Source organism: Frateuria sp. GZRR35 (genome assembly GCF_051900415.1).
Classification (GTDB): Bacteria; Pseudomonadota; Gammaproteobacteria; order Xanthomonadales; family Rhodanobacteraceae; genus Frateuria_A.
The window spans coordinates 106,952-131,956 of the sequence record NZ_JBHZGL010000006.1 but is presented as its reverse complement, the minus strand read 5'-3'; the positions used below and the strand labels follow the sequence as shown (position 1 = coordinate 131,956).

25 protein-coding genes are annotated in these 25,005 nt (G+C 67.8%); 14 read left to right on the top strand and 11 right to left on the bottom strand.

Annotated features, from left to right (window positions below; translation table 11 throughout):
* Positions 1-78 precede the first annotated feature (78 nt).
* Complete coding sequence (locus tag ACFWZ3_RS09300) at positions 79-1,062, top strand: sensor histidine kinase (protein ID WP_439707454.1); 984 nt, start codon at positions 79-81, stop codon at positions 1,060-1,062.
* A gap of 159 nt (positions 1,063-1,221) precedes the next feature.
* Here ACFWZ3_RS09300 and ACFWZ3_RS09295 read toward each other — a convergent pair whose 3' ends face one another.
* On the bottom strand, positions 1,222-2,364 hold the full coding sequence (locus ACFWZ3_RS09295) for a glutathione-independent formaldehyde dehydrogenase (protein ID WP_439707453.1): 1,143 nt from the start codon (positions 2,362-2,364) through the stop codon (positions 1,222-1,224).
* Between the two features lie 356 nt (positions 2,365-2,720).
* Here ACFWZ3_RS09295 and ACFWZ3_RS09290 point away from each other — a divergent pair, with 356 nt between their 5' ends.
* Entirely contained in the window at positions 2,721-4,811 is a 2,091-nt protein-coding gene (locus tag ACFWZ3_RS09290) for a TonB-dependent receptor (RefSeq protein ID WP_439707452.1), read from the top strand.
* A 116-nt stretch (positions 4,812-4,927) separates the two neighbouring features.
* Here ACFWZ3_RS09290 and ACFWZ3_RS09285 read toward each other — a convergent pair whose 3' ends face one another.
* Positions 4,928-5,449, bottom strand: coding sequence for an alpha/beta fold hydrolase (locus ACFWZ3_RS09285; RefSeq protein ID WP_439707553.1), 522 nt, complete (start codon positions 5,447-5,449; stop codon positions 4,928-4,930).
* Positions 5,343-5,801 (bottom strand): alpha/beta fold hydrolase, encoded by a 459-nt coding sequence (locus ACFWZ3_RS09280; RefSeq protein WP_439707451.1) that lies wholly within the window; start codon positions 5,799-5,801, stop codon positions 5,343-5,345. Before ACFWZ3_RS09280 ends, ACFWZ3_RS09285 begins: the two co-directional genes overlap by 107 nt.
* A 335-nt stretch (positions 5,802-6,136) precedes the next feature.
* Between ACFWZ3_RS09280 and ACFWZ3_RS09275 the strand changes: the two genes are divergently transcribed.
* Positions 6,137-6,706, top strand: coding sequence for a sigma-70 family RNA polymerase sigma factor (locus ACFWZ3_RS09275; RefSeq protein WP_439707450.1), 570 nt, complete (start codon positions 6,137-6,139; stop codon positions 6,704-6,706).
* 5 nt (positions 6,707-6,711) lie between these two features.
* The gene (locus ACFWZ3_RS09270) at positions 6,712-7,371 is read left to right on the top strand and encodes a ChrR family anti-sigma-E factor (RefSeq protein WP_439707449.1); all 660 of its coding nucleotides are present in this window, start codon (positions 6,712-6,714) and stop codon (positions 7,369-7,371) included.
* 117 nt (positions 7,372-7,488) lie between these two features.
* Here ACFWZ3_RS09270 and ACFWZ3_RS09265 read toward each other — a convergent pair whose 3' ends face one another.
* Positions 7,489-8,067 (bottom strand): lipocalin family protein, encoded by a 579-nt coding sequence (locus ACFWZ3_RS09265; RefSeq protein ID WP_439707448.1) that lies wholly within the window; start codon positions 8,065-8,067, stop codon positions 7,489-7,491.
* 203 nt (positions 8,068-8,270) lie between these two features.
* Here ACFWZ3_RS09265 and ACFWZ3_RS09260 point away from each other — a divergent pair, with 203 nt between their 5' ends.
* Positions 8,271-8,768 (top strand): TspO/MBR family protein, encoded by a 498-nt coding sequence (locus tag ACFWZ3_RS09260; RefSeq protein ID WP_439707447.1) that lies wholly within the window; start codon positions 8,271-8,273, stop codon positions 8,766-8,768.
* On the opposite strand, the gene ACFWZ3_RS09255 is transcribed toward ACFWZ3_RS09260, so the two are convergent.
* Entirely contained in the window at positions 8,746-10,194 is a 1,449-nt protein-coding gene (locus ACFWZ3_RS09255; RefSeq protein ID WP_439707446.1) for a cryptochrome/photolyase family protein, read from the bottom strand. The genes ACFWZ3_RS09260 and ACFWZ3_RS09255 overlap by 23 nt on opposite strands.
* 416 nt (positions 10,195-10,610) lie before the next feature.
* Between ACFWZ3_RS09255 and ACFWZ3_RS09250 the strand changes: the two genes are divergently transcribed.
* From ACFWZ3_RS09250 to ACFWZ3_RS09240, 3 genes are read left to right on the top strand one after another with little or no spacing between them, the layout of a single operon-like run.
* Entirely contained in the window at positions 10,611-12,116 is a 1,506-nt protein-coding gene (locus ACFWZ3_RS09250) for a DUF4331 domain-containing protein (protein ID WP_439707445.1), read from the top strand.
* Positions 12,116-13,405 (top strand): hypothetical protein, encoded by a 1,290-nt coding sequence (locus ACFWZ3_RS09245; protein WP_439707444.1) that lies wholly within the window; start codon positions 12,116-12,118, stop codon positions 13,403-13,405. The genes ACFWZ3_RS09250 and ACFWZ3_RS09245 overlap by 1 nt, the downstream gene beginning before the upstream one ends.
* On the top strand, positions 13,402-14,643 hold the full coding sequence (locus tag ACFWZ3_RS09240; RefSeq protein WP_439707443.1) for a HupE/UreJ family protein: 1,242 nt from the start codon (positions 13,402-13,404) through the stop codon (positions 14,641-14,643). The genes ACFWZ3_RS09245 and ACFWZ3_RS09240 overlap by 4 nt, the downstream gene beginning before the upstream one ends.
* A 110-nt stretch (positions 14,644-14,753) precedes the next feature.
* On the opposite strand, the gene ACFWZ3_RS09235 is transcribed toward ACFWZ3_RS09240, so the two are convergent.
* Positions 14,754-15,032 (bottom strand): hypothetical protein, encoded by a 279-nt coding sequence (locus ACFWZ3_RS09235; RefSeq protein ID WP_209618053.1) that lies wholly within the window; start codon positions 15,030-15,032, stop codon positions 14,754-14,756.
* 194 nt (positions 15,033-15,226) lie between these two features.
* On the opposite strand from ACFWZ3_RS09235, the gene ACFWZ3_RS09230 reads away from it, so the two are divergent.
* Positions 15,227-15,733, top strand: a complete 507-nt coding sequence (locus ACFWZ3_RS09230; protein WP_439707442.1) for a DUF305 domain-containing protein — start codon at positions 15,227-15,229, stop codon at positions 15,731-15,733.
* Positions 15,734-15,740: 7 nt separating this feature from the next.
* Here the strand turns inward: ACFWZ3_RS09230 and ACFWZ3_RS09225 are convergent, their stop codons facing one another.
* From ACFWZ3_RS09225 to ACFWZ3_RS09205, 5 genes are all read right to left on the bottom strand, one after another.
* Positions 15,741-16,580 carry a class I SAM-dependent methyltransferase gene (locus ACFWZ3_RS09225; RefSeq protein ID WP_439707441.1) on the bottom strand — a complete coding sequence of 280 codons (840 nt, stop codon included), beginning with the start codon at positions 16,578-16,580 and terminating at the stop codon, positions 15,741-15,743.
* A gap of 61 nt (positions 16,581-16,641) precedes the next feature.
* Complete coding sequence (locus ACFWZ3_RS09220) at positions 16,642-17,652, bottom strand: copper resistance protein B (protein ID WP_439707440.1); 1,011 nt, start codon at positions 17,650-17,652, stop codon at positions 16,642-16,644.
* Positions 17,649-19,427 (bottom strand): copper resistance system multicopper oxidase, encoded by a 1,779-nt coding sequence (locus ACFWZ3_RS09215; protein ID WP_439707439.1) that lies wholly within the window; start codon positions 19,425-19,427, stop codon positions 17,649-17,651. The genes ACFWZ3_RS09220 and ACFWZ3_RS09215 overlap by 4 nt, the downstream gene beginning before the upstream one ends.
* 90 nt (positions 19,428-19,517) lie before the next feature.
* Positions 19,518-19,898, bottom strand: coding sequence for a hypothetical protein (locus ACFWZ3_RS09210; protein ID WP_439707438.1), 381 nt, complete (start codon positions 19,896-19,898; stop codon positions 19,518-19,520).
* Between the two features lie 69 nt (positions 19,899-19,967).
* A complete protein-coding gene (locus ACFWZ3_RS09205) occupies positions 19,968-20,339 on the bottom strand; it encodes a four-helix bundle copper-binding protein (protein WP_439707437.1) in 372 nt (123 codons plus the stop codon).
* A gap of 127 nt (positions 20,340-20,466) precedes the next feature.
* Here ACFWZ3_RS09205 and ACFWZ3_RS09200 point away from each other — a divergent pair, with 127 nt between their 5' ends.
* The 5 genes from ACFWZ3_RS09200 to ACFWZ3_RS09180 all read left to right on the top strand — a co-directional run bounded on the left by ACFWZ3_RS09200 (position 20,467) and on the right by ACFWZ3_RS09180 (position 24,931).
* Positions 20,467-21,096: a trimeric intracellular cation channel family protein gene (locus ACFWZ3_RS09200; protein ID WP_439707552.1), complete on the top strand. Its 630-nt coding sequence runs from the start codon at positions 20,467-20,469 to the stop codon at positions 21,094-21,096.
* Between the two features lie 248 nt (positions 21,097-21,344).
* The gene (locus tag ACFWZ3_RS09195) at positions 21,345-21,917 is read left to right on the top strand and encodes a GNAT family N-acetyltransferase (protein WP_439707436.1); all 573 of its coding nucleotides are present in this window, start codon (positions 21,345-21,347) and stop codon (positions 21,915-21,917) included.
* A 10-nt stretch (positions 21,918-21,927) separates the two neighbouring features.
* Positions 21,928-22,818: a universal stress protein gene (locus ACFWZ3_RS09190; protein WP_439707435.1), complete on the top strand. Its 891-nt coding sequence runs from the start codon at positions 21,928-21,930 to the stop codon at positions 22,816-22,818.
* A 48-nt stretch (positions 22,819-22,866) separates the two neighbouring features.
* On the top strand, positions 22,867-23,436 hold the full coding sequence (locus ACFWZ3_RS09185; RefSeq protein WP_439707434.1) for a cytochrome b: 570 nt from the start codon (positions 22,867-22,869) through the stop codon (positions 23,434-23,436).
* Positions 23,437-24,103: 667 nt separating this feature from the next.
* Entirely contained in the window at positions 24,104-24,931 is an 828-nt protein-coding gene (locus ACFWZ3_RS09180) for a universal stress protein (protein WP_439707433.1), read from the top strand.
* Positions 24,932-25,005: the final 74 nt, after the last annotated feature.

Below are 25,005 nucleotides of genomic sequence, written 5' to 3'. Positions count from 1 at the left end.
AACTGCCGCCAGGCGCGATGGTTCACCTGGCGATCCACCATGGCGCGGGACACTGGTTTTTTCCAAAGCGCCTTGATCATGGAAAACCTGATCGCCGCCCTGATCCCGAAGAACCGCTATGGCGTACTCCTGCGCTATACCGCCAGCCTGGCGATAGTACTGATCGCATTCATGCTTCGAATGGCGATGGCCGACACGCTGGAGGCCTATCCCATGCTGCTCTTCATCCCGGCGATCTTCCTTTCCGCGCTGCTCTTCGACCACGGTACCGGCTTCTTCGCCACCATCGTCAGTGCGCTGTTGGCCGCGTACTTCTTCATGGCACCTATCGGCAGCCTTGCGATCGGTTGGGCGGCGGCAGTGCCATGGTCTTTGTACGTGTTGATCGGTTTTGGAGTGTCCGCACTTACCGAAGCGCTGCGTCGTACCGCCGAGAAACTGCACGAGGCGGAGCGTCACCAGAACCTTTTGCGCGAGGAGCTCAGCCACCGCACCAAGAACGACCTGATGATGGTCATCTCGGTGCTGATGCTCCAAGCCAAGGGCCTCAAGGAGAAAGAAGCGCGCGCGGCACTCGACTCGGCGATCACTCGCATCGACGTAATCGCCAAAGCGCACGAGCGGTTGCGCGGTGGTGGTGAGCAGGGCCGGGTCGCGATCGCCGACTACCTCGAAGCGTTGTGCCAGGGACTGGGAGAACTCCTGCGCGACGTCCGTCCGATCGCCGTGCGGGTCCAGGCCGACGCGCTTGACGTGCGTGCCTCCGAAGCGGTGTCCATCGGCCTGATCGTCAACGAGCTGGTCACCAATGCTTTCAAGTACGCCTACCCGGACAACGGCGGCGGCACGGTCCAGGTGGGTCTGCAAAGGCGCCAAGACTACCTGGAGCTAAGCGTCGAGGACGATGGCGTTGGGTGTCCGGTCGAGGTGAGTTCGGGCCTTGGTACGCGGCTGGTGCGCCTGCTTGCGTCGCAGATGGGCGGCGCCGTCGAGCGCCACGCCATGGAGAAAGGATGCCGGGTCGCCGTACGACTGCCGTTCGCCGTCGACGCCGGTGCGTGAGGGTACGTAGCGGCGAGACACAGAGTGCCGGCCATCATCAAGGCCTGAAGCACTCATCGCTTTTGCGCAAGGCGGTGTTGGTCTGGCTCGCCCGGCAACCCGCATTCGGCCGGAGGCGAGCGCGAATACCCACAAGTAAAGTCGCTCTTGCGTTCGATGTCAGGCCATCCCGGGCTTCAGCACGATCTTGGTCCAGCCCTTCTCGCGTGCGTCGAAGTGCCTGTAGCCTTCCGGCGCCTTCGCCAGCGGCAGCTCGTGGGAGACGATAAACGAAGGTTTGGCCCGGCCAGTCTCGATCAGCTTGCACAGGTGCCGGTTGTACCGCTTGACGCTGGTCTGGCCAGTGCCAAGGCGCAGGCCTTTGGTCCAGAACTGCCCATAGTCGAAGGCAATTTGGCCGTGCTTGGCCAACTCGGTGGCAGCGCCAGGATCCTTGGGCATGAACACGCCCACCGCGCCGATCGAACCGGTCGCCCGCACCGCCTTGACCAGGTTGTTCATGGTCAAATTGGGCACTTCGTGGCCGGCGCAGTTGAAACACTGGTAACCGACGCACTCGCATCCGCGGTCCGCGCCCTTGCCCTGGGTCAACTCCAGCACCCGTTCGACGCCCCCGCCTTCGGTGTCGTCGATGGGAATGGCGCCGATCTGCTCGGCCAGCGCAAGGCGGTCCTTGTGCGTGTCGACAACCATGACCTTGCTCGCGCCCTTGATCAGCGCCGAATACGCGGCAAGCAGGCCCACCGGGCCTGCCCCGTAGACCACTACCGTGTCACCGGGCATGACACCGGCCAGTTCGGTGGCGTGGTAGCCGGTGGGAAAGATGTCGGCCAGCATCACGTAGTCGTTTTCCTTCTCCTGCGCGTCGGGCGGCAACACGAGGCAATTGAAGTCGCCATAGGGCACGCGCAACAGCTCGGCTTGTCCGCCCGCATACGGGCCCATGTCGGCGTAGCCGTAGCCGGCCCCCGCCTTGCCGGGGTTCATGGTCAGGCAGGCGGCAGTCAACCCGCGCTCGCAGTTCTCGCAATAGCCGCAGGAGACGTTGAAGGGCAGGCACACGCGATCACCCACCTTGACGCGCTCGACTGCGTTGCCTATCTCGATCACCTCCCCCTGGTTTTCGTGACCGAGTACCTTGCCTGGCTTCAGATCCGTGCGGCCGTCGTACATGTGCAGGTCCGAGCCGCAGATGTTCGTGCTGGTGATGCGCACCAACACATCGGTAGGCTTTTCGATTTTGGCGTCAGGGACGTCGACCACGCCGACGTCGCGCGGGCCGTTGTAGACCACTGCCTTCATGATGTTCTCCTGCAGGCGGCAGTGCGTGCTCGGTCCATCCTGGGAAGCAGAGTGGCAGTTGCATCGCACGGAGGTGGGATGCCGCACGCTAGCGCCCGAACTGTACGGGGCATGGCAATACGGCGTGCCCGGTAGGTGAGCCGACTCGTCCGTGGCACAACCTCCAATGCGAGGAAGACATACGCTGCCGTCTGGTAACGCCGTGACCGGCATTGGCAGTGCACGTTATTGACCGTCGCCGGTTGTGTCGCAATCGGTTAAGGCCGACGGCCTCGCTCCATCGGCGACATCCGGATCCGGATTTCACTCGTACTGGATTGCGATGCACCGATAAAGCGCTGTCCAAAGGAACGGCCATGAGATTTCTCCTGCTGGGAGCCACCCTGGCCCTGGCGCCCCTATACGGAAGCGCCCAGGATGCAGGCCCCCTCCCGGCAACGTCGCAAGCGCCGGAAGCCAAGTCAGCTGAGGCTACGAACACGCCCACGCTGGGCACCGTGATCGTCCTCGGTCGTCGGGAGAATTTGGTCGGCGAGACGATCTCTGCCTCCGAGGGTTCCGTGGGGCGGGACGAAATTATGGGGCGGCCCAGCGGTCGTACCGGCGACCTGCTCGAGTTCGTGCCCGGGCTGGTGGTCACGCAGCACTCGGGCAGCGGCAAGGCCAATCAGTATTTTCTGCGCGGTTTCAATCTCGATCACGGCACCGATTTCGCCACCTTCGTCGATGGCATGCCGGTGAACCTGCGCACCCATGCGCATGGCCAGGGTTACACGGACCTCAACTTCCTCATCCCCGAAACGGTCCAGTCGCTGGCGTATCGCAAGGGCAACTACTACGCCGACGTGGGCGACTTTTCCTCGGCGGGCACGGCGCGCTTCACGCTGCTCGATCGCGTGCCGCGGGGGACGGCCGAACTGGCGGGCGGGAGCTACGGCTATGCGCGCGGGCTGCTGCTGGATTCCAAGCGGGTCGGCGCTGGTCACCTGCTCTACGCGCTGGAAGCGCAGCGCTATGACGGCCCATGGACAGGCCTGAGCGAGGACGTGCGCAAGCTCAGCCTGCTGCTGCGCGCGAGCGGGCCGGTGGGGAGCGGGCAGGGTCAGGTGACCCTGATGGGCTATCGCAACCGCTGGAACTCACCGGACCAGATTCCCCAGCGCGCGGTCTCGGCCGGGCTGATCGACGCTTTCGGCCAGATCGACCCCGGCGACGGTGGCAACACCAGCCGCGCCAGCCTTTCGGCCGGGTGGAAGGGCATGGCATGGGGCGGTGATTTCGCCGCGAGCGCGTATGCGGTCGACTACCGCCTGCGGCTGTGGTCGGACTTCACCTACCTGCTAGACGATCCGGTCCATGGCGACCAGTTCGAGCAGGTCGACCGGCGCCAGATCTATGGCTTCGACCTGTCCCAGCAGTGGCAACGCGGGCGCGATCATTGGCGCATCGGCGCGCAAGGCCGTTACGACGACATTGACGAGGTGGGGCTGTTCCACACGCAACGACGTCAAGTGCTCGGCACGGTGCGTGACGATACGGTGGGCGAGGGAAGCCTGGGCGTCTATGCCGCCAACGAGTTCCGCTTCGACGACCGGTTGCGCGTCTATCTGGGTGCACGCTATGACGGCTACCGTTTCCGGGTCGACAGTTCGTTGCCGGCCAACAGCGGTCACGCGGCGGCAGGCATCGCGTCTTACAAGGCGAGTCTGGTCTACCGACCGTGGAAACCGCTGGAGTTGTACGCGAGCTGGGGCACGGGTTTCCACTCGAACGACGCGCGTGGCACCACAATCGCGGTCGATCCCAATACCGGTGAGCCTGCATCCCGGGTGACGCCCCTGGTCGGTTCGCGCGGCGCGGAGCTGGGCAGCCGGGCGTTCCTCGGCCAGCGATTCAACGCCACGCTGGCGGTATGGGCACTATCGCCCGATTCGGAGCTGCTGTTCACCGGCGATGGCGGCACCACCGAGCCCAGCCGGCCGGCTCGCCGGCATGGCATCGAGCTGGCTCTCAACTGGTTTCCCACCGAGCACTTGAGCGCCGACCTGGAGGCCTCCTGGAGTCGGGCCCGCTTCACCGACCCGGACCCCGCCGGGCCACACATACCGGGAGCGATCCCGCTGGTGATCAGCGCCGATGTGGTCGCGCGCTCCGCCGGCGGTTGGCTGGCGAGTGCGCGGCTTCGGCATTTCGGACCCTACCCGCTGGTGGAGGACGGCAGCGTGCGTTCGCACGGTTCGACCCTGCTCAATCTTCGCGTCGGGCGCAAATGGGGCCGTTGGGGCGCTTACCTTGACCTGCTCAACGCGCTGGACAGCCATGATCATGACATCGACTACTGGTTCGCCTCGCGCCTGCAGGGCGAAGCGCCGCAGGGCGTGGAGGATGTGCATTTCCACATCTTTGAACCGCGATCGTTGCGCTTGAGCCTGCGCTACCGGTTTTAGCTCTCCGCTCGCGACGATCGAGGCCAATCCGGGCAAGCTTATTACGCACATCGGCCCGCGGCTTCCTCGGCAGAGGAAGCGAGGCGCGGCCAGGCCGTGCCTCCGCTCCGGCATCATCACCGCACCTGCTGCGCCCAGCCCAGGATGGCCTGGTTGACCTGGTCCGGCTTCTCGATCACGGCGGCGTGTGCCGCGCCCGGGATCATCGCCAGCTTGGCGTTGGGGATGGCCTTCTGCATGGCCTTAGCCATGTCCATCGGATAAATCGTGTCCTCGACGCCGACGATGATCAGCGTGGGTACCTTGATGGTGGCCAGCGTCGGTTGCGAGTCGGGACGGTTGGCCAGCGCCTTCGCGCCGGCAAGCGCGCCGTTCTTCGAGGCCTTGAGCACGATGCCCTTAAGGGTCTGCACCAGCGCCATGTCATTCATGCGCGTCTGGCCGGTGAGCATGTCCTTGGTCAGGGCCATCGGCAGGGCTTCGACGCCCTTGGTCTGGATCAGCGTGACCATGCCATTCCACAGGCCGGCCTCAGGCGGACTGGCCGGTTTCGCGGTGGTGTCGATCAGCATCAGGCCGGCAAAGCGCTGCGGCGCCTCGCGGTACATCTCCAGGGCGATCGGGCCGCCCATCGACATGCCGCCGATGATCGCCTTGTCCACCTGCAGCTTGTCCAGCAGCGCCAGGGCATCCTTGGGTCTGGATCGTGGCATTGGCGTCCGGAGCCTTGCTCTGCCCGTAACCGCGCTGGTCCAGCGTGATCACGGTGTAGTGGTCGTCCAGTGCGTCGCGGTTCTTTTCGAACAGCTCGCCCGACAGCGGGTAGCCGTGGATCAGCAACATTGGCTGCCCGTGTCCGGACACCTGGTAGTGGATCTTCGCGCCGTCGGGCCGATCCAGGGTTCCGTCGCCGGTGGGGACCTGCGCCATGGCGATGCTGGCGAACAGCATCAGGCCGACGGCAAGCAGCATGCGAGGCATGGTGCGCATAGCCTTTCTCCTTTGGGTGGGGTTGGGGCGCGCGCCGCGCGCTCTGGGGGCGACGCGCGGCAGCGCGCCGGTTCCCGACCGGCCAGCGGGGGTGGCGGCCATCGGGAAGGCGGCAACGATGACAGACCACGGGTGGCAAGCCGGTGAACAGGTCCGGGACGACGAGTTGCGCCGTCTTTACATCCTCGCTGGGGCCGGATCGCCGAGCTTGCTCGGCGGCTGCATCCGATCGCCCGGGAGCCGCGTATAGCTGTCCGACACCCTTGGCGGCCATGGCTATGATGGACCTGGACCCACCCACCACGATGGTGGCGCCTTTCGAGGTTGCGAGAACCTTGTACCGATCCACCACCACAACACGACACGACTGGGCCGTGCTGGTGGAGGCGGTCGCGCGCCGCCGCGATCGCGACAGCTTCCTGCGCATCTACGACTACTTCTGGCCAAGGGTCCGGCGTTATCTGCAAGGCCTTGGCGGCGACCACGGGCTGGCCGAGGAACTCGCACAGGAGGCGTTGCTGCGGGTCTGGCAGCGGGCCGGCCAATACGACCCGGCACGAAGCAGCCTCAGTACCTGGCTGTTCCGGATCGCCCGCAACCTGTATATCGACCGCACCCGCAAGGAGCCCTCGTGGAGCCACACGCAGGAATACATCGAGGAGATAGGCCAACTGGATGGCCCGCTGGGTGTGACCGAATCGGCCGGGACGGAGGCGCTGACCGAAGAAGCGAACATGCGCCGCGCCATCGAGCAGTTGCCCGCGGTGCAGGCAAGACTGATCCGCATGTCCTACTTCGAAGCGAAAAGCCACCAGGACATCGCGACTGAGCTGGACATGCCGCTGGGTACTGTGAAGTCCCATTTGCGCCGCGCCTTCCTCAAGCTGCAGAACGACCTCCGATGAGACCGATGAAGCCACGCCATCACCTGGGTGAAGCGACGCTGCTCAGCTACGCCGCCGGTGCACTGCCCACCGCATTATCGGTGGTCGCCGCGGCGCACCTGAGCGTGTGCGCCGAATGCCGCCAGCGGTTGCGCCTGGCCGAACGCATCGGCGGCGGACTGATCGAGATGCAGCAGGACCGGCCTTCGCCGGAACAGGCCCGGCAGGCCATGCTCGCCCGGCTCGACGACACGCCCGCGCCCGCGGGGGCGTCGCTGCTGCCGCCGGCTAGTCTGGCGGACGATCCCGACGCACTGCCGGCGCCGCTCCATCCGTACTTCGGGCCGTCGCTGAGCGGGCTGCGCTGGCGCTGGCTGGCGCCGGGCGTCCATCTGATCCGCGCCCGGGTCGACGAGGGCAACCTGTTCATGCTGCGCATCGGCCCGGGCAGGAGCATGCCGGTGCATGGCCACAACGGCAGCGAGCTGACGCAGATTCTGCAGGGCGCCTATAACGACCAGCTGGGGCACTTCGCGCCTGGCGACATGGCGGACCTGGACGACGAGATCGAACACCAGCCGGTGACTGCGCCTGGCGGCGCGTGCATCTGCGTGGCTGCGCTGGACGGCACGCTGCGCTTTGACGGCTGGTTCGCGCGCACCCTGCAACCGCTGTTCGGACTGTAAGCCAGACACGCCTGCGGGCGTGTCATCAAGTGATGGTGCTCGTGCGCGCCGCGAATGGTTCGCGGCGCAAGGCGTTTCACCGCGCGAAGGCCCGCTCGCAGTCAGTCGCCTGCTGCGTTACTGACAGTCGGCGATGGCGCTGTCGACCGCCTGCTCCATGCCACGATCGGGCCACTGCTGCGGCACCTTGACCACCCGTTTGGGGTCGTAGCCCATCGTGGCCACCCGAGCCAGCATCGCCTGGTAGTCGCTCGCCGGCACCTGCGGCGTGCGCGCCATGTACCAGAGGTAATCGCGCTTGTCGCGGGCGACGATGACCTGGCCGTAGTCCGGCGCGAGCCAGGCGACCAGGTACTGGGTCTTGAAGAACCAGGCGAAGTGGACGTGCCAGCGGGCCTGGCTGGCATCGGCGTCCACCGTGGCATATGAGCCGATGGTGTCGATCGGCGCCTTGAAACCGCCCTTGCGATGCACGTAACGGGTACAGATCTCCCCGTCGGGCGTGAGCCGGTAGAGCTCCACCGCGTTGTAGCTGTTCCGCTCGGGGCGGGTGGGAATCGCGGCGATCACGTACCACCGGCCCATGTAGCGCGGCACGTCGACATGGGCGACCGGCACGATGGGCGGCGGGTCCGCCCGGGTGCATCCGGGCAGGCCGATGGCCGCGAGCAGGCAGTACAGCATGGGTGACTTCATCGGGATGATCCCTTGCTGGAAGCGGGCAGGGACGGCCGGTCGGGCCGGATGGACGGCCGTTATACGGGCACGCTGCTTCCATCGGATGCAGGCCAGGTTGGCGTATGCGCGCCGCGGCGGTGATCCGTTTGGCGATGCCTGCCGTAAAGGCATGGCCGGGCACGCGACGCGATGTCCTTTCAACCAACGGCAGGAGTTTCTCCATGGCACCGAAGACACCGTCCCACCCCTGGCTCGGCCTGGCGGGCTGGTGGCTGCTGAGCTTTGCGGCGGCCGCCATCGGCGCGCTGGCCTCGATCCAGGCCGCGGCGTTCTACGGGCAATTGGCGCAACCGTCGTGGGCTCCGCCGGCATCGGTGTTCGGTCCGGTCTGGACCGTGCTGTACGCGCTGATGGGTGTTGCGGCCTGGCTGGTCTGGCGCGAAGCCGGACAGCCGGGGCGACGCGGGGCGCTGGTGTTGTTCGTGGTGCAACTGGCCCTCAATGCACTTTGGAGCTGGCTGTTCTTCGCCTGGCACCTGGGCGGTTGGGCGTTCGCCGACATCGTCGTGCTGTGGCTGCTGCTGGTGGCCACGGTGGCCGCGTTCTGGCGGGTGCGGACGATCGCCGGCGCGTTGCTGCTGCCCTATCTCGCGTGGGTCAGCTTCGCCACCGCGCTGAACTGGGCCGTGTGGCGGCTCAACCCGTCCGTGCTGGGATAGGACCGCGCGATCCATCTTTCACGCGCTGATAGGCGTCCAGCGCGCGCTGGCGGGACTGGCCCAGATCCACCATGGGCGCGGGATAACCGCTGCGGCGAAGCAAAGCCGGGTCCTTCCACGGCTCGTGCCGCAGTGCCGGCGGCGCACCCGCCAGCTCCGGCAGCCAGCGCGCAAGGTACTCGCCCTCCGGGTCGAAGCGCTGCGCCTGCGTGACCGGATTGAACACGCGAAAGTAGGGCGCCGCGTCCGCACCGCAACCGGCGACCCATTGCCAGCCCATCGTGTTGTTGGCCAGGTCCGCGTCCACCAGCGTGTCCCAGAACCAGTTCGCGCCGTGGCGCCAGTGCTGGCGCAGGTTCTTGGTCAGCAGGCTGGCGACGATCATGCGCACGCGGTTGTGCATCCAGCCGGTGTGCCACAGCTCGCGCATGCCCGCGTCCACCAGCGGGATACCGGTGCGGCCGCGCCGCCAGCGTTCCAGCGCGGGCTCGTCCGGCGGCTCCCACAGGCGGTCGTCGAAGCGCGGGTTGAAGTTCTCGTTGGGCGTGTGCGGGAAGTGGAACAGCAGGTGGTGCGCGAACTCGCGCCAGCCCAGTTCGCGCAGATAGGGTTCCAGGTCGGCCCGCCGGCGTGCATCGACGCGCGCGTTGCGGCGTTCCAACTCGTGATGGATCTGCCGCGGCGAGATCTCGCCGAAATGCAGGTGGGGCGACAGCCGGGACGTGCCGTGGCGGGCGGGCAGGTCGCGCAGCCGCGCGTAGTCGGCCAGTGCATCGTCGGCAAAGAGATCCAATAGCTCGTGTGCACCGGCCTCTCCTGGCCGCCAGCTGGCAGCCAGGCCACCATCCCAGGGCTGGTTCGGCAGCAGGTCGAACGCAGCCAGGGGCAGCGTGTCATCTTGTTCGGCCCAATCGTGGAACGCCGGTTCCGGCAAGGGTGCCTGCGCCGTCAGTTGAGGACGCAGGGTGCGCCAATAGGGAGTGAAGACCCGATAGGGATCACCCTGCCGCGTGGCAACGGTCCAGGGCTCGGACCAGAGCGCCGCGTTGTGCGTGTGTACCGCCACGCCCTGCGCCTGCAACGCGGCCTTCAGGTGCGTATCGCGTGCGATGGATGCAGGCTCGTACTGGCGGTTCCAGTACACCGCCTGGGCACCGGTGCGGGAGATCAGCCCGCGCAGGGTGTCGAGCGTAGGGCCGCGCGCCAGATGGAGGCCCGCACCCCGCTCGCGCAAGCCCTGCCCGAGCGCGGCAAGCGAGTGGTGCAGCCACCACCGGCTGGCGGCTCCGGGGGCGGACTCGCCTTCCTCGTCCGGCGCGTGGATGTACACCGGCAGCACACGTGCATGCGATGCGCAGGCCGAACTCAGTGCGGGGTTGTCCGCCAGACGCAGGTCGCGCCGGAACAGCATCAGCGCGGTGGTCATGGCAGGCGGGCGGCGGGGCGGAGGCGACCGCCGTGTGCGGAAGGATGCATCGGCGCAGCCTAGCGTCGCGCCGGGCGCCGCTCAATGGCCGGGCCGATGGGCATGTCGCCTCCCGCCGCCCGTGAAATGAAAATTCATCCCGCTAAACCCACGCTTAACTCGACGGTGAAGCGCGGCGTCCATGTTCCGGCAGGTTGCGTAGCTCACTGGGCCTCGCACGGAAGCGGGGTTTGCGACAGGGGCGATCGGCCGGTTCCAGCGGGCATGCAACGCATGCCAGCGACGTCGCCGGAATGATGGTTGGCACAACGAATCACGGGGCTGCGTCCGGCAGCCGGGAGGCGCGTGATCGTTTTCCAGACGACGGCCTGACGGCGCGCGCATCGCACACCTTCGACGCGATGAGGTAGTACGTCATGAAACTCAAACCCTTGTGCCTGTGCCTTAGCCTGGGCCTGGTCGTTCCTGCCGCTGCGCTGGCTTCCAGTCACCGCGAGGCACCGTTCATCAGCCACATGCCGCAGGTCGACGCCAGCGACTTCTACATGTTCATGAGCTACGAGCCGCAGCGCTCCGGCTACGTGACCCTGCTGGCCAACTACAACCCGCTGCAGGGCCCCACCGGCGGCCCGAATTTTTTCCCGCTGAGCGATCAGGCGGCCTATGACATCAACGTCGACAACGATGCCGACGGCAAGCCGGACCTCACCTTCCGCTTCCAGTTCAAGCACCAGTACAAGGACCTGAAGGTGTATGGCGGAACAGGCACCTACACGTCGGTGCCGCTGCTCAACATCGGCCCGGTCTCGGCGACCGACCAGAGCGCGCTCAACCGTATCGACACGTTCACCGTGTCGGTGCGCAAGGGCCACGGCAAATTCATGCCGGTGGAAACCAACGCCGGCAGCAAGACGACCTTCACCAAGCCCGTCGACAACATCGGCACCAAGTCGATCAGCGACTACGACATGTACGCCAACAGCTACGTCTACGATGTCTCGGTGCCCGGCTGTTCCATGCCTGGCCGGGTGTTCGTGGGGCAGCGCAAGGATGGTTTCGTGGTCAACGTCGGCGAGGTCTTCGACCTGGTCAACACCAACCCGCTGGGGCCACGCGACGGCGCACAGAACGCGCTGACCAGCAAGAACGTGACCACGCTGGGCCTGGAGATGCCGGCCAGTTGCCTGCAGCAGAGCAAGAGCAACCACATCATCGGCGGCTGGACCGCGGCGAGCATTCCGCAGACGCGCGTACTCAACAAATACGGCGAAGGCGAACATCCCGCCAACCACAGCAAATGGACGCAGGTGTCGCGCCTGGGCATGCCGCTGGTCAACGAGCTGGTGATCGGCCTGAAGGACAAGGACAAGTTCAACAACTCGGTGCCGTGCAACGACGCCCAGTTCCTGAGCTATGTCACCAAGCCGTCGCTGCCGGTGCTGCTGAACGCGCTGTTCGGCACGGAAATCCCGCACACCCCGCGCAACGACCTGGTCACGGTGTTCCTGACCGGCGTGCCGGGGCTCAACAAGCCGGCCAACGTCAAGCCATCCGAAGAACTGCGGCTCAATACCTCCATTGCACCGACCGCACCGGTGGAGCAGAACGACCTGGGCGTGCTTGGCGGCGATCTCGCAGGGTTCCCCAACGGGCGGCGACCGTATGACGACGTGGTCGACATCGAACTGCGCGTGGCCGAAGGTGCCCTGTGCGGCGTGGCCGGCAACTGCGGCGCGCAGACCGCCGATCCGAACCACGGGGCGCCGTTCACCGATGGCACCCGCTCGCCGGGCGCGACGATGGCGACCGAGCACGTCACCGGCGACGAGAACGCGGCCGATACCTACCTCGACCACTTCCCGTACCTGATGCCCCCGCTGCCCGGTTCGCCCAACGGCAGCAACGGCGTGGCCGCCAACTGATGGCCGCGCGCCCGTCCGCCCGCCAGTCGCCCCTGCGCGGCGTGCCCGCGGACGGGCAGGTTGCGACACGCCGCCGCTTCGGCGGCGTGTCGCGCACCCTCCTGATGCTCGCGTGGCTGCCGGGGCTGGCCCTGGCGCAGACGCGTGCACCCTACATTCCCGCCCGCGCCGACGTGGTGCTGCAGCACGTGCCGCCCACCACCGATCCGCGTGTGCGGCACTTCGAGCAATTGCGCGCGGAGTTCGTGCGGCACCCGCACGACACGCAGCGCGCCGTCGCGCTGGCGCAGTCCTACATCGACTACGCGCGCAGCACGGGCGACGCACGCTTCCTGGGCCGCGCGATGGCGGTGATCGAGCCCTGGATGAAGGGGCCCTCACCACCGATTCCCGTGGCGCTGGTGCATGCCACCGTGCAGCAGAGCCGCCACTTCTTCGATGCGTCGCGCAAGGAGCTGGGTGCCATCCTCGCGCGCGACCCGGGCAACGCCCAGGCCTGGCTGACCCTGGCCACCGTGGAGATGGTGCAAGGGGACATGGACGCGGCCAACCGCGCCTGCGTCAAGCTGGCCAACAGCGGTGGCGACTTCATGGGCATCGTCTGTACCGCGTCGCTGCGTTCGCTGACCGGCCGGGCGGGGCAGGCGCAGGCGCTGCTGGGCCTGGTGGAAGACCCCGGACCCAAGGCGCCGCCCGAGGTACGCGCGTGGGTCGAAGGCCTGCTGGCCGACAACGCGATCCGCCTGGGCAATCCCGCGCTGGCCGAGCAGCACTTCAAGCAGGCCTTGCAGTGGACGCCCGGCGACAACTTCCTGCTCGCCGACTACGCCGATTTCCTGCTCGACGAGCAGCGCCCGCGCGACGTCATCGCCTTGCTGCAGGGGGATTCGGCATCGGACACCTCGTTCCTGCGCCAGGTGTACGCCGAAGCCGCGCTCGGCTTGCCACAGGCAAAGGCTGATGCCGCCGCCATGGCGGCGCGTTTTGCCGCGATGGACGCACGCGGCAGCCACGTTTTCCAGCGCGAGCAGGCCGGCTTCGCCCTGCACGTGCAGCACGATGCGCCGCGCGCGCTGGCGCTGGCGCAACAGAACTGGACCGTGCAGCGCGCGCCGCAGGACGTGCGCATCTACCTCGAGGCGGCACTGGCGGCCAACCAGCCAGCCGCCGCGGCGCCGGTGCTCGACTACCTCCAGCAGACCCACCTGCGCGATCCGGCGATCGATCCGCTGGCGGCGCGCCTGCGCGGCCAGTCCGTGGCGCAGGCCACCTCCGGAGCACGGCCATGAACGCACGCCTGATCCTGCTCACGCTGGCCTTCGTGTTCGCCTGGCTGCCGCCGGTGGCGAGCGCGCACAAGGAGAGCGATGCGTACCTGAGCCTGCGCACCGATCCGGCCAACGACCATGTGTTGCACGGGCAGTGGGACATCGCCCTGCGCGACCTGGACTTCGCCATCGGCCTGGACGGCAACCACGACGGCGCGATCACCTGGGGCGAGGTGCAGTCGCGGCGCGAGGCGATCGAGCGTTATGCGCTGCAGCGCCTGGCGATCACCGGCGACGGCCTGCAATGCGAGCTTTCGCCCACCGCGCAACTGATCGACGAACACACCGACGGCGCCTACGCCGTGCTGCGCTTCGACGCGCTGTGCGACAAGAACATCCCCAGCACGCTGGGCGTGGTCTACCAACTGATGGCCGACCTCGATCCCTACCACCGCGGCATCGTCACCTTCCACGCCGGCGAGCGCACGGCCGGTGCCGTGCTCGGCCCAGACCAGCCCACGGCCACGCTCAACCTGCGCAAGCCCGATCGCTGGAACGAGTTCACCAGCTTCGTCAGCGATGGCATCTGGCACATCTGGACCGGACTGGACCACATCCTGTTCCTGCTTTCGCTGTTGCTGCCGGCGGTGCTGATCCGTCGCCGTGCGGACGATGGCTGGCGCAAGGGCACGGTGGTCGCCGAGGGCAGCGGCACACTGATGGCGCTGGCTGGCCAGCCGCCGCATTACCGCTGGGAAGCGGCCACGGGGCTGTGGCCGGTGTTCCTGGACGTGCTCAAGGTCGTCTCGGCCTTCACGGTGTCGCACTCGGTGACGCTGTCGCTGGCCGTGCTGGGCATCGTGGCGCTGCCCAGCCGGCTGGTGGAGTCCGGCATCGCGCTGTCGGTGATGGTCGCGGCGTTCAACAATCTTTACCCGGTGGTGCGCCAGCGCACCTGGCTGATCGCCTTTGCCTTCGGATTCATCCACGGACTGGGGTTCGCCAGCGCGTTGACCGGACTGCAGCTGCCACCGGCGGCGATGGCCGCCTCGCTCGGCGGCTTCAACGTGGGCGTGGAGATCGGCCAGGAGGCGATCGTGCTGGCGTTCCTGCCGCTGGCCTACCTGCTGCGCCGCACCCGCTTCTATCGCATCGGCGTGCTGCGCGTGGGCTCGGTACTGATTTGCGTCATCGCCGCGCTCTGGCTGGTGCAGCGCGCGTTCGATGTGGCGATACCGGGCTTCAGTGCCTTTCTTTGACGAAGGGCATGCGACGCTTCGGCGGTGGCGGAGACGGATCAGGCGGACAACCGAAAGGGCGCGCCGTGGGACGCGCCCTTCAAGGCTCGCTCAGTGCTGGCGCCTGCCGGTCAGATCAGCCAGCAGGTGGCCGGCTGCGTGGGCGAGATCCAGGGGAACTGGTCGTCTTCGTCCGGTTCCGGGGTCGGCACCGGGATGCGCGGCGTGCGACGGTCCTCGGTCGGCCACTCGATGTCGCTGTGGCGACGGTCCAGCGGCGCGTCCTGGTCGGTCGGCCAGCGTGGGGTCTGCTCCGGACCGATCGCCGGGCCGTTGATGGTCCAGTCGTGGTCACGGATGAAACCGGGATGGCGGCGGAGGGTGGAGGGGCTGCGGACGTTCATGGTCATCGGGCGAAACACGTTCCAAAACAACTGGATGTAGTTTCTGGTTCCGGCTGTCTACGAACCGCGAAAAGGGGGCTGCCGATGCATTAAGAATTCCCGTCGTACATGCCGTGCGGACCGGCGGGTAGCTCTTCGTTCAGAGTCAGAGCTTCCGCTCCATTCGCCGACGTCATCCGGACGGGTCACGTGCCAACGACATGCAGCATCTCTATGTTCGTTGCTTCAACGGAGAGCGGAGAGCGGCTATGAAGGCGGGTTACGGATCTTTTGCGGCCATGGTCACGGCCTCCACTGTCGTGATGTTCATCCTCATGTACCTCACCGCCGAGCAGTGGTCCCACGTTTATTGGAGCCAGACGCGCGCCTACATGGCATTCGTCATGGGCGCGGCGATGGCGATCATCATGTTGGGCTTCATGTGGCGCATGTATCCCAGGCGGGGCATCAATACCGGCGTCATCGTCGGCGCTCTCGTTGTCTTTTTAGGTGCGTTGTACCTGGCGCGGAGCCAGGCGACGGTGGGCGACGTGGCCTACATGCGGGCGATGATTCCCCACCATTCCATCGCCATCCTGACCAGCGAGCGCGCTCACATCTCCGACCCGAGGGTGCGCCAACTGGCGGACGAGATCATCGCGTCGCAGCGCCGCGAGATCGGGGAAATGAAAGCTTTGATTGCCGACCTCGACGACAAACAGAATTGAACCGCCGTCAGGCGTTTCCGACAGCGAGGGTGAAGCTTTGCAGGAAGTGGAAGTCCGGGCGCCGCAGCGCGAAGCCGGCGTCCTGCGGGTCGCACAGGCGCGCGAGTTCGGCATGGTCGTCGGCGTCCAGGTAGGGGAGCAGCCGTTCGCCCCAGGTGCCGCGGAAGATCGCCTCCAGCAGGTAATCCTGGTCCGCCCGGTCCACCGGCGCCACGCGCTCGATCATGAAGGTGCGTGCCGTGACGCAGGAGAGCCCGGCCTGGCGCAGGCGCCCGACCAGGGCGCGGACGTCGGCCAGGCCGCGTTCGCTCACCTGGTAACGCTCGCGGTAGTACTGGCGCACCGCCTCGTTGACCCGTCGCTCCAGCCGCGCGTCCCAGGCGAAGTACATGTCCGGCAGCAGCGAGCTCTGGCCCAGGGCGATGCGCCCGCCGGGCCGGAGCAGGGTAGCCAGGTCCGCCACCGCCGTGACCGGATCATGCAGGTGGTTGAGCGTGTTGACCGACCACACCAGGTCGAAGCTTGACGGGGCAAAGGGCAGCTGATGCAGGTTTGCCTGAAGCACCGGGCAGTCTGCAGGCGCGGTGGCGTGGGCGGCGGCCACATGCGCGCCCGCGAGATCGGCTCCGACCACCAGGCCCTCGCTCCCGACCGCCGCGGCGAACCAGCCGAGCGCCTCGCCGGTGCCGCAGCCGGCATCGAGCACGCGCATGCCCGGTCGCAGCGCCAGGCTCGCGATGGCCAGGCGCAGCTGCGGTGCGGCAAAGGCGTTGAACAGGCGCAGCTTCCACGCGTAATCGCGCGCCGTGGTGTCGCCGAGCAAGCCTTGAGCGGCGGATCGGGTCATGGAGCACTCGCAGGCATGGCAGGGTCCGTCCGATGATGACACTGCTGAGTGCCCCTGCGACCTAAAGGCGGATGCGCACGCCGGCCACCCATTGCCATTCGAACAGGCTCCGGTCGTGGGCGGCCGTGCTTCCGAACCGGCGCGTCCATACCCCGCCGACGTAAGGCGCCACCTCGCGCCGGATCTCGTAGCGCAGGCGCAGCCCCAAGGCGATGTCCGACAGGCCGCTGCCAAGGTGGCGTGCCGGGTCTGCCTTGCCGTACGCGTTGAGCTCCAGCTCCGGCTGCAGCACCAGGCGCTGGGTGAACAGCAGTTCGTAGTCGGCGCGCAGGCGTGCGGCGGTGCGGCCGGCCGGGCCGATGTAGCCGGTCGCTTCCAGCTCGAACCAGTACGGTGCCAGGCCCTGGATGCCGAAGGCCACCCACTGGCGGCCAGGGCCACCGCCGGTGTCCGTGCGCACGCCGAGCTGCGTGTCCCAGAAAGACGCCACGGCGTGCTGCCAGAGCAGCTCGACGTCGGCCGTCCCAAGCCGGCCGCCGCTGCGCTCGCCTTCGCTGCGCAGCCACAGCTTGTCGCGGCTGTTGCCGTAGCCGCCCTGGACTTCCCACTGCTGGCCATCGCCGCGCGATGTGTGCACCGCCTCCAGGCGGTCGACATGCAGCGTAGCGAAGCGCGGATCGTCCCCCATCGCCATGTCGATGCCGTGCATGGGGCTAGCGTGCAGGCCATCGGAGTAGTCGGGGTCGCGCGCGTCCGGCGGTGGGTTGCCGCCCTGCATGGGACCCATGTCGTGGTGCATGGGCGCGGATGGGTCGTGCTTGGCTGTGGCGTGGTGATGCTGCGCAGGCGCGGTCGCGCCGTGCATCGGCTGGTGCTCGTCCGCCGGCATGGGCATCGCATCATGGCCGGTCGGTGTGTGCTCCTGTCCGGCACCCGTCGGTGCGGGCGCGGCGGGTGTGGTGTGGTGATCCGTGCCGGGCATGGCGCCCATGTCCATGTCCGGCATCTCCTGGGCCTGGGCGCCGGCGATGCAGGCGACCAGTGCCAGTGCAGCGAGGGCAGGGCGGCTCATGACACCACCACCTCGCGGAACATGCCCGCCTCCATGTGGTACAGCAGGTGGCAGTGGTAGGCCCAGCGACCCGGGTTGTCGGCGGTCACGCGGTAGCTGATGCGCTGCGCCGGCTGCACGTTGATGGTGTGCTTGCGCACCAGCACGTTGCCGTCCGCGTCCTCCAGGTCGCTGAACATTCCGTGCAGGTGGATCGGGTGGTTCATCATGGTGTCGTTGACCAGCACGATGCGCAGGCGCTCGCCCTTGCGGAAATGGATCGGCCGGGCGTCGGAGAACGGAACGCCGTCGAACGACCACAGGAAGCGCTCCATGTTGCCGGTGAGGTGCAGCTCGATCTCGCGTTCGGGTTCTCGCGCGTCGGGTGGCGGATCGAGCGAACGCAGGTCCGCGTAACTGAGTACGCGCCGGCCGTTGTCGCGCAGGCCGATGCCGGGGTCGTCGAGGTTGGTGCGGGGCATGTCCACGCGCATGTCGACGGTCGGGCCGTATTCGGTGCGCGCGTGGTTGACCCCTCTCCCGCCGGCAGAGGGTGCCCGAAGGGCGGGCGAGGGGTCGGCTGAAGGATGGTGGTCGTGGCTCGCCCGAACCTGCATCCCCACCCCCTTTTCTTCGGGGCGAGGGGCGCCGTGCTGCATCGCCCCCATCATGTCCTGCATCCCGAGCCACACGCGCGCATCCATCGGCGGTACGTCCGCCTGCATGCCCTCGCGCGGCGCGAGCGTGCCGCGGGCGTAGCCGGTGCGGTCGATCGACTGGGCGAACAGGGTGTAGGCGCGCGCGTCCTGCGGCTCCACGATCACGTCGTAGGTCTCCGCCACCGAGATGCGGAACTCGTCCACCGGCACCGGCGCGATGTCCTGGCCATCAGCGGCCACGACGGTCATCGCCAGCCCGGGGATGCGTACGTCGAAGATGGTCGAGGCCGAGCCGTTGATGAAGCGCAGGCGGATCCGTTCGCTTGGCCGGAACAGGGCCGTCCAGTTGCCGGCCGGCGCCGTGCCGTTCATCAGATAGGTGTAGGCGGCGCCGCCGACGTCGGCCAGGTCGGTCGGGTTCATGCGCATGCGGTTCCACATCCGGCGCATGGCGAGCGCTTCACCCAGGCCGTGCTGGCGCGCGTCACGCAGGAAGTCGGGCACGGTGGGCTGGTGGAGGTTGTAGTAGTCGCTGCGCTTCTTCAGGCGCGTGTAGATACGCGCGGGGTTCTGGTCGGTCCAGTCGTTCAGCATCACCACGTAGTCGCGGTCGACCTCATGGCGCTCGGGTCCTGCCGGGTCGATCACCAGCGCGCCGAACAGCCCCGTCTGCTCCTGGAAATGCGAATGGGCGTGGTACCAGTAGGTGCCCGCCTGGCGCACGTCGAAGCAGTAGGTGAAGGTTTTGCCCGGCGCGATGCCATCGAAGGAGAGGCCAGGCACGCCGTCCATGTCGAACGGCAGCACGATGCCGTGCCAGTGGATCGAGGTGGCTTCGTGCAGATGATTGGTGACGCGCAGCGTTACGGTGGTGCCTTCCTTCCATCGCAGCAGCGGCCCGGGAAGACTGCCGTTGACGGTGGTGGCCTGGCGCGGGCGGCCGGTGTAGTTGACCTGGGTCCGCCCGACGTCCAACTGGAAATCGGTGCCGGCAAGCACGCCTGGCGGTTGGACACCGGCCCGTGCGCGGGCGGGACGCACCAGCCCCAATCCCGCGGCCACGCCACCCACGGCAAGGCCCTGCACGAAGCGACGGCGCGACAGGCCGGCCGTCGGTAAAGCGGAAAGCTGTTTCATGGAACCACTCTGGCAAGCGCATCCAGGAGACGCGCAGGAATACGCGCCAGCGCACCGGCGGCGCGCATGGCGATCAGGACCGATGCAGGGTCAGGCCAGCGGTGGCCGCAGCGGCGGTGCGAAGCCGCAGAGGGGCGCTTCGATCGGATGCGGCGGCGCGTAACCGGCGCACATCAGCGGCAGGGCCGCAAGTCCATCCGGGGTGGACGGCAACACGCCGGCGCAGGGCAGGGCGCACTGGCAGGCCGGCGTGGTGGATCGATCGGGCTCGCCCGCGTGGCCGTCGCAGCAACCGGCACCGTCCATGGGCATCGAGGCGTGCGACACGTGGGCGTCCAGCGTCGACATCTGCTGCGCAGACGCCATGGGCGGCCACGCGACGAACGGCGCCACCGCAAGCATCAGCCACGCGAACAGGGCCAAGGCCGACAGGCAACGCAGACGACGACGGGAGCGCAGGAACACGACCATGCCCGCAGCCTAGCCTTCGCGCTACGCCCGCTCAACCGTGGAGTGGGCTCCAGGCGGGGTTGGCGAGGTTCAGGCGGCCATCTTCCGGCAGCTCTCTGCGCAGGTACGGCATGCCTGCACGCAGTCGTCCATGCCGCCGACCGTGGCGCAGCTGTCCGCACAGGCGGTGCAGAGCTCGGCGCAGGCGCGGCACACGGCCGGGTGCTGCGGCGACTGGTTGAGCATCACGGCGGCGGCCGTGCGGCAGACCTCCGCACAGCTCAGCATCAGCCGCATGTGTTCGGGCGCTACGTGCGCGCCGCCTTGTTCCAGGCACATGCCTGTCGCGTTCGACTGGCAGGTCTGGTAGCAGCGCAGGCACTCCTGGATGCAGCTCTGGACGGCAGTGGACAGGCTCATCGGATCGTCTCCCTGGAAGCGGATCACCGATGGTCGCGCCATGGTCGTCCCCGCCACGTGACCGCCGTGGGCTTGCGTTCCCGCGACAAGGGAGGACGCGTCTGCTTTAAGCTGGCGCGAGCGAAACGGAAGCGGGACGAGCCAGGCAATGATCGACACGACGCGGGCCCTGCACACGCTGCTGCTGGTGCTCGACCTGTTCGGCACGTTCGTGTTTGCGCTCAGCGGCGCGCTGGTCGCCGTGCGCCGCGGGCTGGACCTGTTCGGCGTGCTGGTGCTCTCCTTCGCCGCGAGCAGCGCCGGCGGGATCACCCGCGACCTGCTGATCGGCGCCACGCCACCGGCGGCCATCGAGGACTGGCGCTACCTCGGCGTCTCCCTGCTGGCCGGCCTGTTGACCTTCTATCGCTACTCGGACATCGAGCGGATGCGTAATCCGATGCAGCTTTCGGATGCCGCGGGCCTGGCCCTGTTCGCGGTGGCCGGCGCACAGAAGGCGCTCGCCTACGATCTTCCGCCCGGCATGGCGGCGCTGCTGGGCATGCTCACCGGCATCGGTGGCGGCATGCTGCGCGACGTGCTGGTTTCGGACATCCCCGCCGTGCTGCGTGCCGAACTCTACGCGGTGGCCGCGCTGGCGGGCGCCGGCGTGGTGGTGGTGGGCGACATGCTGCACATGCCGCCCACGGCCACCACGCTGACCGGAGCAGGGCTGTGCTTCGGCCTGCGATTCATGGCGATCCGCTACGGCTGGCGTCTGCCGGTTGCCCGGCCGCCGGATGCGGACAGGCACGGTTGATCCGGCGGACGCCCGCGCGCCAACCCTTTGCGCTTGCAACGATTCGTTGTTGATCCTCGCCCTTCGGGAACGAGGATGCGTCGCCGTCGGTGCGGGTCTGCCGTCGAGCCGCCGCCCGGGTGACCGTCACCGCGTGCGGCCGACCGCCGCAGCGCGACCATGCAGGGAATTGACGCGGATCAATCCGCATCGGTGACCTGCATGCCCCAATGAAGCCACAGGGGCATCACACGCGACGAGGTTCGCCCATGGCCACGCTACCCATCGGAATCACTTCGCCCGCCAGCGCGACCGCACCCGTGCTGCTGGAGGGAACGCACTGGATCGACCATCTGCGCGATGGCACTGTCGTGCTGATCCGCCCGCTGCAGCCGGAGGATCGCGAGCGCGAAGAGGAGTTCCTTCGCGCGATGTCACCCGACGCCAAGCGCATGCGTTTCATGTGCAGTTTCCGCGAGGCCAGCCCGGCGCTGGTCGATCGGCTGATGGACGTGGACTACGACAAGCGCATGGCCTTCGTCGCGCTCGCGCACGAGGACGGCAAGCTGCGTGAGGTCGGCGTCAGCCGCTACAGCACCAATGGCGACCGCACCCGCTGCGAGTGTGCGGTCACCGTGGCCGACCACTGGCGCCGCCGCGGCTTGGCCGTGGTGCTGATGCGGCACCTGATCGACATGGCCCGCCAGCACGGCTTCAGGCAGATGTACTCGGTCGATTCGGCGGACAACCAGCCGATGCAGGAGCTCGCCGCCTACCTCGGCTTCCAGCGCTCGCTGGATCCAGGCGATCCGGCGCAAGTCGTCCACACGCTGGTGCTGTGAGGAGCCTGCCATGAATGCCGTCGTCCATGCCCCGAACCGGATCCCCGAAGGCGCGGCCCAACCCGTGCTGCCGGTGGCAAACCAGCCCTCCGACATCGTGGCGATCGCCACCTCGACTTCGCCCTGGAACCCTGCCGTGCAGGTGGCCGCCACGCTGGCCTCGCGGTGGCAGAGCCTGCTCACCGGCTGCTTCGTGGATGCATCGCTGCGCCTGCTGCGCGGCCCGGAAAGCGAGCCCTCCGTGCTCGGCCTGCTGCTGGACACGCCCGTGCAGGATTTCGAAACGGCCGACGCCTTCCGTGCCTTCGCGCGATCCCGCGGCGTGTCGCACGCCTCGTGGGTGGTCGCCCATACCGGCCTTGCACGCGTCCTGCGCGAGCTGGGCGCCTGGCACAGCCTGGCCGTACTGGAGCGCGACGTGGTCGATGGCGAAACCCTGACCGAGCTGCTCGGCGAGGTGCTGCTGTCCTGCCGGCTGCCCAGCCTGATCCTGCCGCCGGACTGGAATCGCGACACCCCGTTCCAGCGTGTGCTGGTGGCCTGGGATGGCAGTACCGAGGCCACCCGCGCCATCCACGCGGCCTTGCCCTTCCTGCAGGGTGCGCGGCGCGTGGTACTGCTCGATGGCGGACGGCCGCACAGCCCCGAGGGCGAGTGCTACCTGCCGCACTTCGAACCGTTCGTGTACATGGCTCGCCACGGCATCGAGGCGGACCCGATGTGCGTAGGTGTTCCCGCACGCACCGCGGGTGCGGCGCTACTGAAGAAGGCCGAGCAGGTGAACGCCGATCTGGTTGTGATGGGCGCCTTTGCCCACTCGCGGATGCGCGAGCAGGCGATCGGCTGCGCGACCCGGTACGTGCTCGAACATGCGCAGATCCCGATCTTCCTGCAGCACTGAAGGCTCCCCGCGGCGCAACAGATGACCACAGACGAGAGACCTTGCGACATGAACAAACAGGGCAAACCGGCCGGGGAACGCTATACCGGCCTGTCGATCGGCGTTCACTGGCTGACGCTGGCGCTGCTGGTGGGCGTCTACGCGTGCATCGAGCTGCGCGAGTTCTTCCCCCGTGGCAGCGACGCCCGGCAGGCGCTGGCGAGCTGGCACTTCATGCTCGGTCTGGCCACGTTCGCGCTGGTGTTCCTGCGCCTGGCGTTCCGCATCGTGGCCCGCACGCCGCCGATCCACCCGGTGCCGCCGCTGTGGCAGCAGCGCCTGGCCGCACTGGTGCACCTGGCGCTTTACGCCTTTCTCGTGGCGATGCCGTTGCTGGGGTGGTTCATCCTTAGCACGGCCAACGAACCGGTGCCGTTCTTCGGCCTGCAGCTGCCGCCGCTGGCCGCGCCGGACCGCGCGCTCAGCCATAACCTCGAAGAGATCCACGAGACCATCGGCACCGCCGGCTACTACCTGATCGGCCTGCATGCCGCCGCCGCGCTGTTCCATCACTACTTCATGCGCGACAACACGCTGCTGCGCATGCTGCCGGGGCACCGCCGCGGGCGAGCTGCCTAGCAATCCAGCCGTCGCTGCAGGAGCGCACTTGTACGCGACCGCGCGGTAGCACGTGGCATGGCGGTCGCGCACAGGTGCGCTCCTACAGGACGCGGGAGAATTTCGAGACATTCGATAGTGCCGGCGACCGCGCCTTGTAGGAGCGCACTTGTGCGCGACCGCGCGGTATCAAGAGGCATGGCGGTCGCGCACAGGGTGCGCTCCTACAGGACGCGGGAGAATTTCGAGACATTCGATGGTGCCGGCGACCGCCCCTTGTAGGAGCGCACTTGTGCGCGACCGCGCGGTAGCACGTGGCATGACGGTCGCGCACAGGGTGCGCTCCTACAGGACGCGGGAGCGTTTCGAGGTATTCGATGGGGCCGGCGACCGTCCCTTGCAGGAGCGCACTTGTGCGCGACCGCGCGGCAGCACGTGGCATGGCGGTCGCGCACAGGTGCGCTCCTACAAGCACGCGGGAGCGTTTCAACGTTTTCGGTAGGGCCGCAGGTCGGGGATCGCTCTTGACCGGGACACGAGTCCCCCCAGGCGGGGAAGGCATCGGCAGCCCTTCCGGCAACACCGTTAGCTGCCGCATTTGACGTGCATCACCTTGCGTCGTGGCGGACGGCCTAGTGTCGCTGCAACGCAGCCGCTACCCGCGCGGCGCACGCACGGAGCCACCACCATGTACGACATCCTGGTCAACTCGCTGAACTACGAGGACTGGTCCCGCGGCGTCCAGTACGGCACGCAGCTGGCGGCGCTGATGCAGGCGTCCATCACCGGTGCGTACATCTATCCCTCGCCGCTGTACGCCACACCGAGCTTCAGCACGCCGGAGCTGATCGAGGCGGTGCTGGAAACGGCACGCACGCTGGAGGCGAGCGCACTGGCGGCCGAGCGTCCGTTCGTCAGTTGGGCCAGCGCCATGGGCATCGAACACGCGGCGTGGGTGGTGGGGCAGGGCACCCTGTCCGACGCGCTGGTGCAGATCGCGTGCTGGCACGATCTGCTGGTGCTCGAACGCGACCCCATGCGGACCTGGGCGTCGCCCGCCGAGCTGGCGGCGCTGATCCTCGCGGTGGGCCTGCCGTGCATCGTGGTGCCGCCGCGGCCGGTGCGTGCGGTCGGCCTGTCCCGCGTGGCTATCGCATGGAACGGCGCGCCCGAGGCGATCCGCGCGGTGCATTCGGCGCTACCGCTGCTGCAGCGGGCCGAGGAGGTGCTGCTGCTGCGCGGGTCGCCCAAAGAAACGTTCCACGATGTCAGCTGGAAGCCGCCCTTCGACGTCGATGCCTACCTCAACCGCCATGGCATCCGCGCCCGCGCGCAGGACCTGCTCACCAACGAGCACGCCGCCGGCGAGGCGTTGCTGGAGCAGGCCGATCGCTTCGGTGCCGATCTGCTGGTGATGGGCGCCTATGGCCGCAGCCGCTTCAGCGAGTGGGCGCTCGGCGGCGCCACCCGGCACGTGCTGTGGCATGCGCGGTTGCCGGTGCTGTTCCGCCATTGAGCCCTGCGCCGATCCCGCGCTGACCGCTTGCGGGGCGCTAGCTTGCGCAAGCGGCAGGCACGGGACTGTTACCG

Excerpts from the sequence above, each read along its gene's own strand:
- ACFWZ3_RS09260 (WP_439707447.1), top strand. The coding sequence starts at position 8,271 with ATGGCACCGAAGACACCGTCCCACCCCTGGCTCGGCCTGGCGGGCTGG.
- ACFWZ3_RS09210 (WP_439707438.1), bottom strand. The coding sequence starts at position 19,898 with ATGGTCGTGTTCCTGCGCTCCCGTCGTCGTCTGCGTTGCCTGTCGGCC.
- ACFWZ3_RS09230 (WP_439707442.1), top strand. The coding sequence starts at position 15,227 with ATGCAGCATCTCTATGTTCGTTGCTTCAACGGAGAGCGGAGAGCGGCT.
- ACFWZ3_RS09195 (WP_439707436.1), top strand. The coding sequence starts at position 21,345 with ATGGCCACGCTACCCATCGGAATCACTTCGCCCGCCAGCGCGACCGCA.
- ACFWZ3_RS09265 (WP_439707448.1), bottom strand. The coding sequence starts at position 8,067 with ATGAAGTCACCCATGCTGTACTGCCTGCTCGCGGCCATCGGCCTGCCC.
- ACFWZ3_RS09225 (WP_439707441.1), bottom strand. The coding sequence starts at position 16,580 with ATGACCCGATCCGCCGCTCAAGGCTTGCTCGGCGACACCACGGCGCGC.
- ACFWZ3_RS09235 (WP_209618053.1), bottom strand. The coding sequence starts at position 15,032 with ATGACCATGAACGTCCGCAGCCCCTCCACCCTCCGCCGCCATCCCGGT.
- ACFWZ3_RS09270 (WP_439707449.1), top strand. The coding sequence starts at position 6,712 with ATGAAGCCACGCCATCACCTGGGTGAAGCGACGCTGCTCAGCTACGCC.
- ACFWZ3_RS09240 (WP_439707443.1), top strand. The coding sequence starts at position 13,402 with ATGAACGCACGCCTGATCCTGCTCACGCTGGCCTTCGTGTTCGCCTGG.
- ACFWZ3_RS09280 (WP_439707451.1), bottom strand. The coding sequence starts at position 5,801 with ATGCGCACCATGCCTCGCATGCTGCTTGCCGTCGGCCTGATGCTGTTC.
- ACFWZ3_RS09250 (WP_439707445.1), top strand. The coding sequence starts at position 10,611 with ATGAAACTCAAACCCTTGTGCCTGTGCCTTAGCCTGGGCCTGGTCGTT.
- ACFWZ3_RS09205 (WP_439707437.1), bottom strand. The coding sequence starts at position 20,339 with ATGGCGCGACCATCGGTGATCCGCTTCCAGGGAGACGATCCGATGAGC.
- ACFWZ3_RS09190 (WP_439707435.1), top strand. The coding sequence starts at position 21,928 with ATGAATGCCGTCGTCCATGCCCCGAACCGGATCCCCGAAGGCGCGGCC.
- ACFWZ3_RS09295 (WP_439707453.1), bottom strand. The coding sequence starts at position 2,364 with ATGAAGGCAGTGGTCTACAACGGCCCGCGCGACGTCGGCGTGGTCGAC.
- ACFWZ3_RS09245 (WP_439707444.1), top strand. The coding sequence starts at position 12,116 with ATGGCCGCGCGCCCGTCCGCCCGCCAGTCGCCCCTGCGCGGCGTGCCC.
- ACFWZ3_RS09285 (WP_439707553.1), bottom strand. The coding sequence starts at position 5,449 with ATGTCGATGGGCGGCCCGATCGCCCTGGAGATGTACCGCGAGGCGCCG.
- ACFWZ3_RS09255 (WP_439707446.1), bottom strand. The coding sequence starts at position 10,194 with ATGACCACCGCGCTGATGCTGTTCCGGCGCGACCTGCGTCTGGCGGAC.
- ACFWZ3_RS09220 (WP_439707440.1), bottom strand. The coding sequence starts at position 17,652 with ATGAGCCGCCCTGCCCTCGCTGCACTGGCACTGGTCGCCTGCATCGCC.
- ACFWZ3_RS09290 (WP_439707452.1), top strand. The coding sequence starts at position 2,721 with ATGAGATTTCTCCTGCTGGGAGCCACCCTGGCCCTGGCGCCCCTATAC.
- ACFWZ3_RS09180 (WP_439707433.1), top strand. The coding sequence starts at position 24,104 with ATGTACGACATCCTGGTCAACTCGCTGAACTACGAGGACTGGTCCCGC.
- ACFWZ3_RS09185 (WP_439707434.1), top strand. The coding sequence starts at position 22,867 with ATGAACAAACAGGGCAAACCGGCCGGGGAACGCTATACCGGCCTGTCG.
- ACFWZ3_RS09215 (WP_439707439.1), bottom strand. The coding sequence starts at position 19,427 with ATGAAACAGCTTTCCGCTTTACCGACGGCCGGCCTGTCGCGCCGTCGC.
- ACFWZ3_RS09300 (WP_439707454.1), top strand. The coding sequence starts at position 79 with ATGGAAAACCTGATCGCCGCCCTGATCCCGAAGAACCGCTATGGCGTA.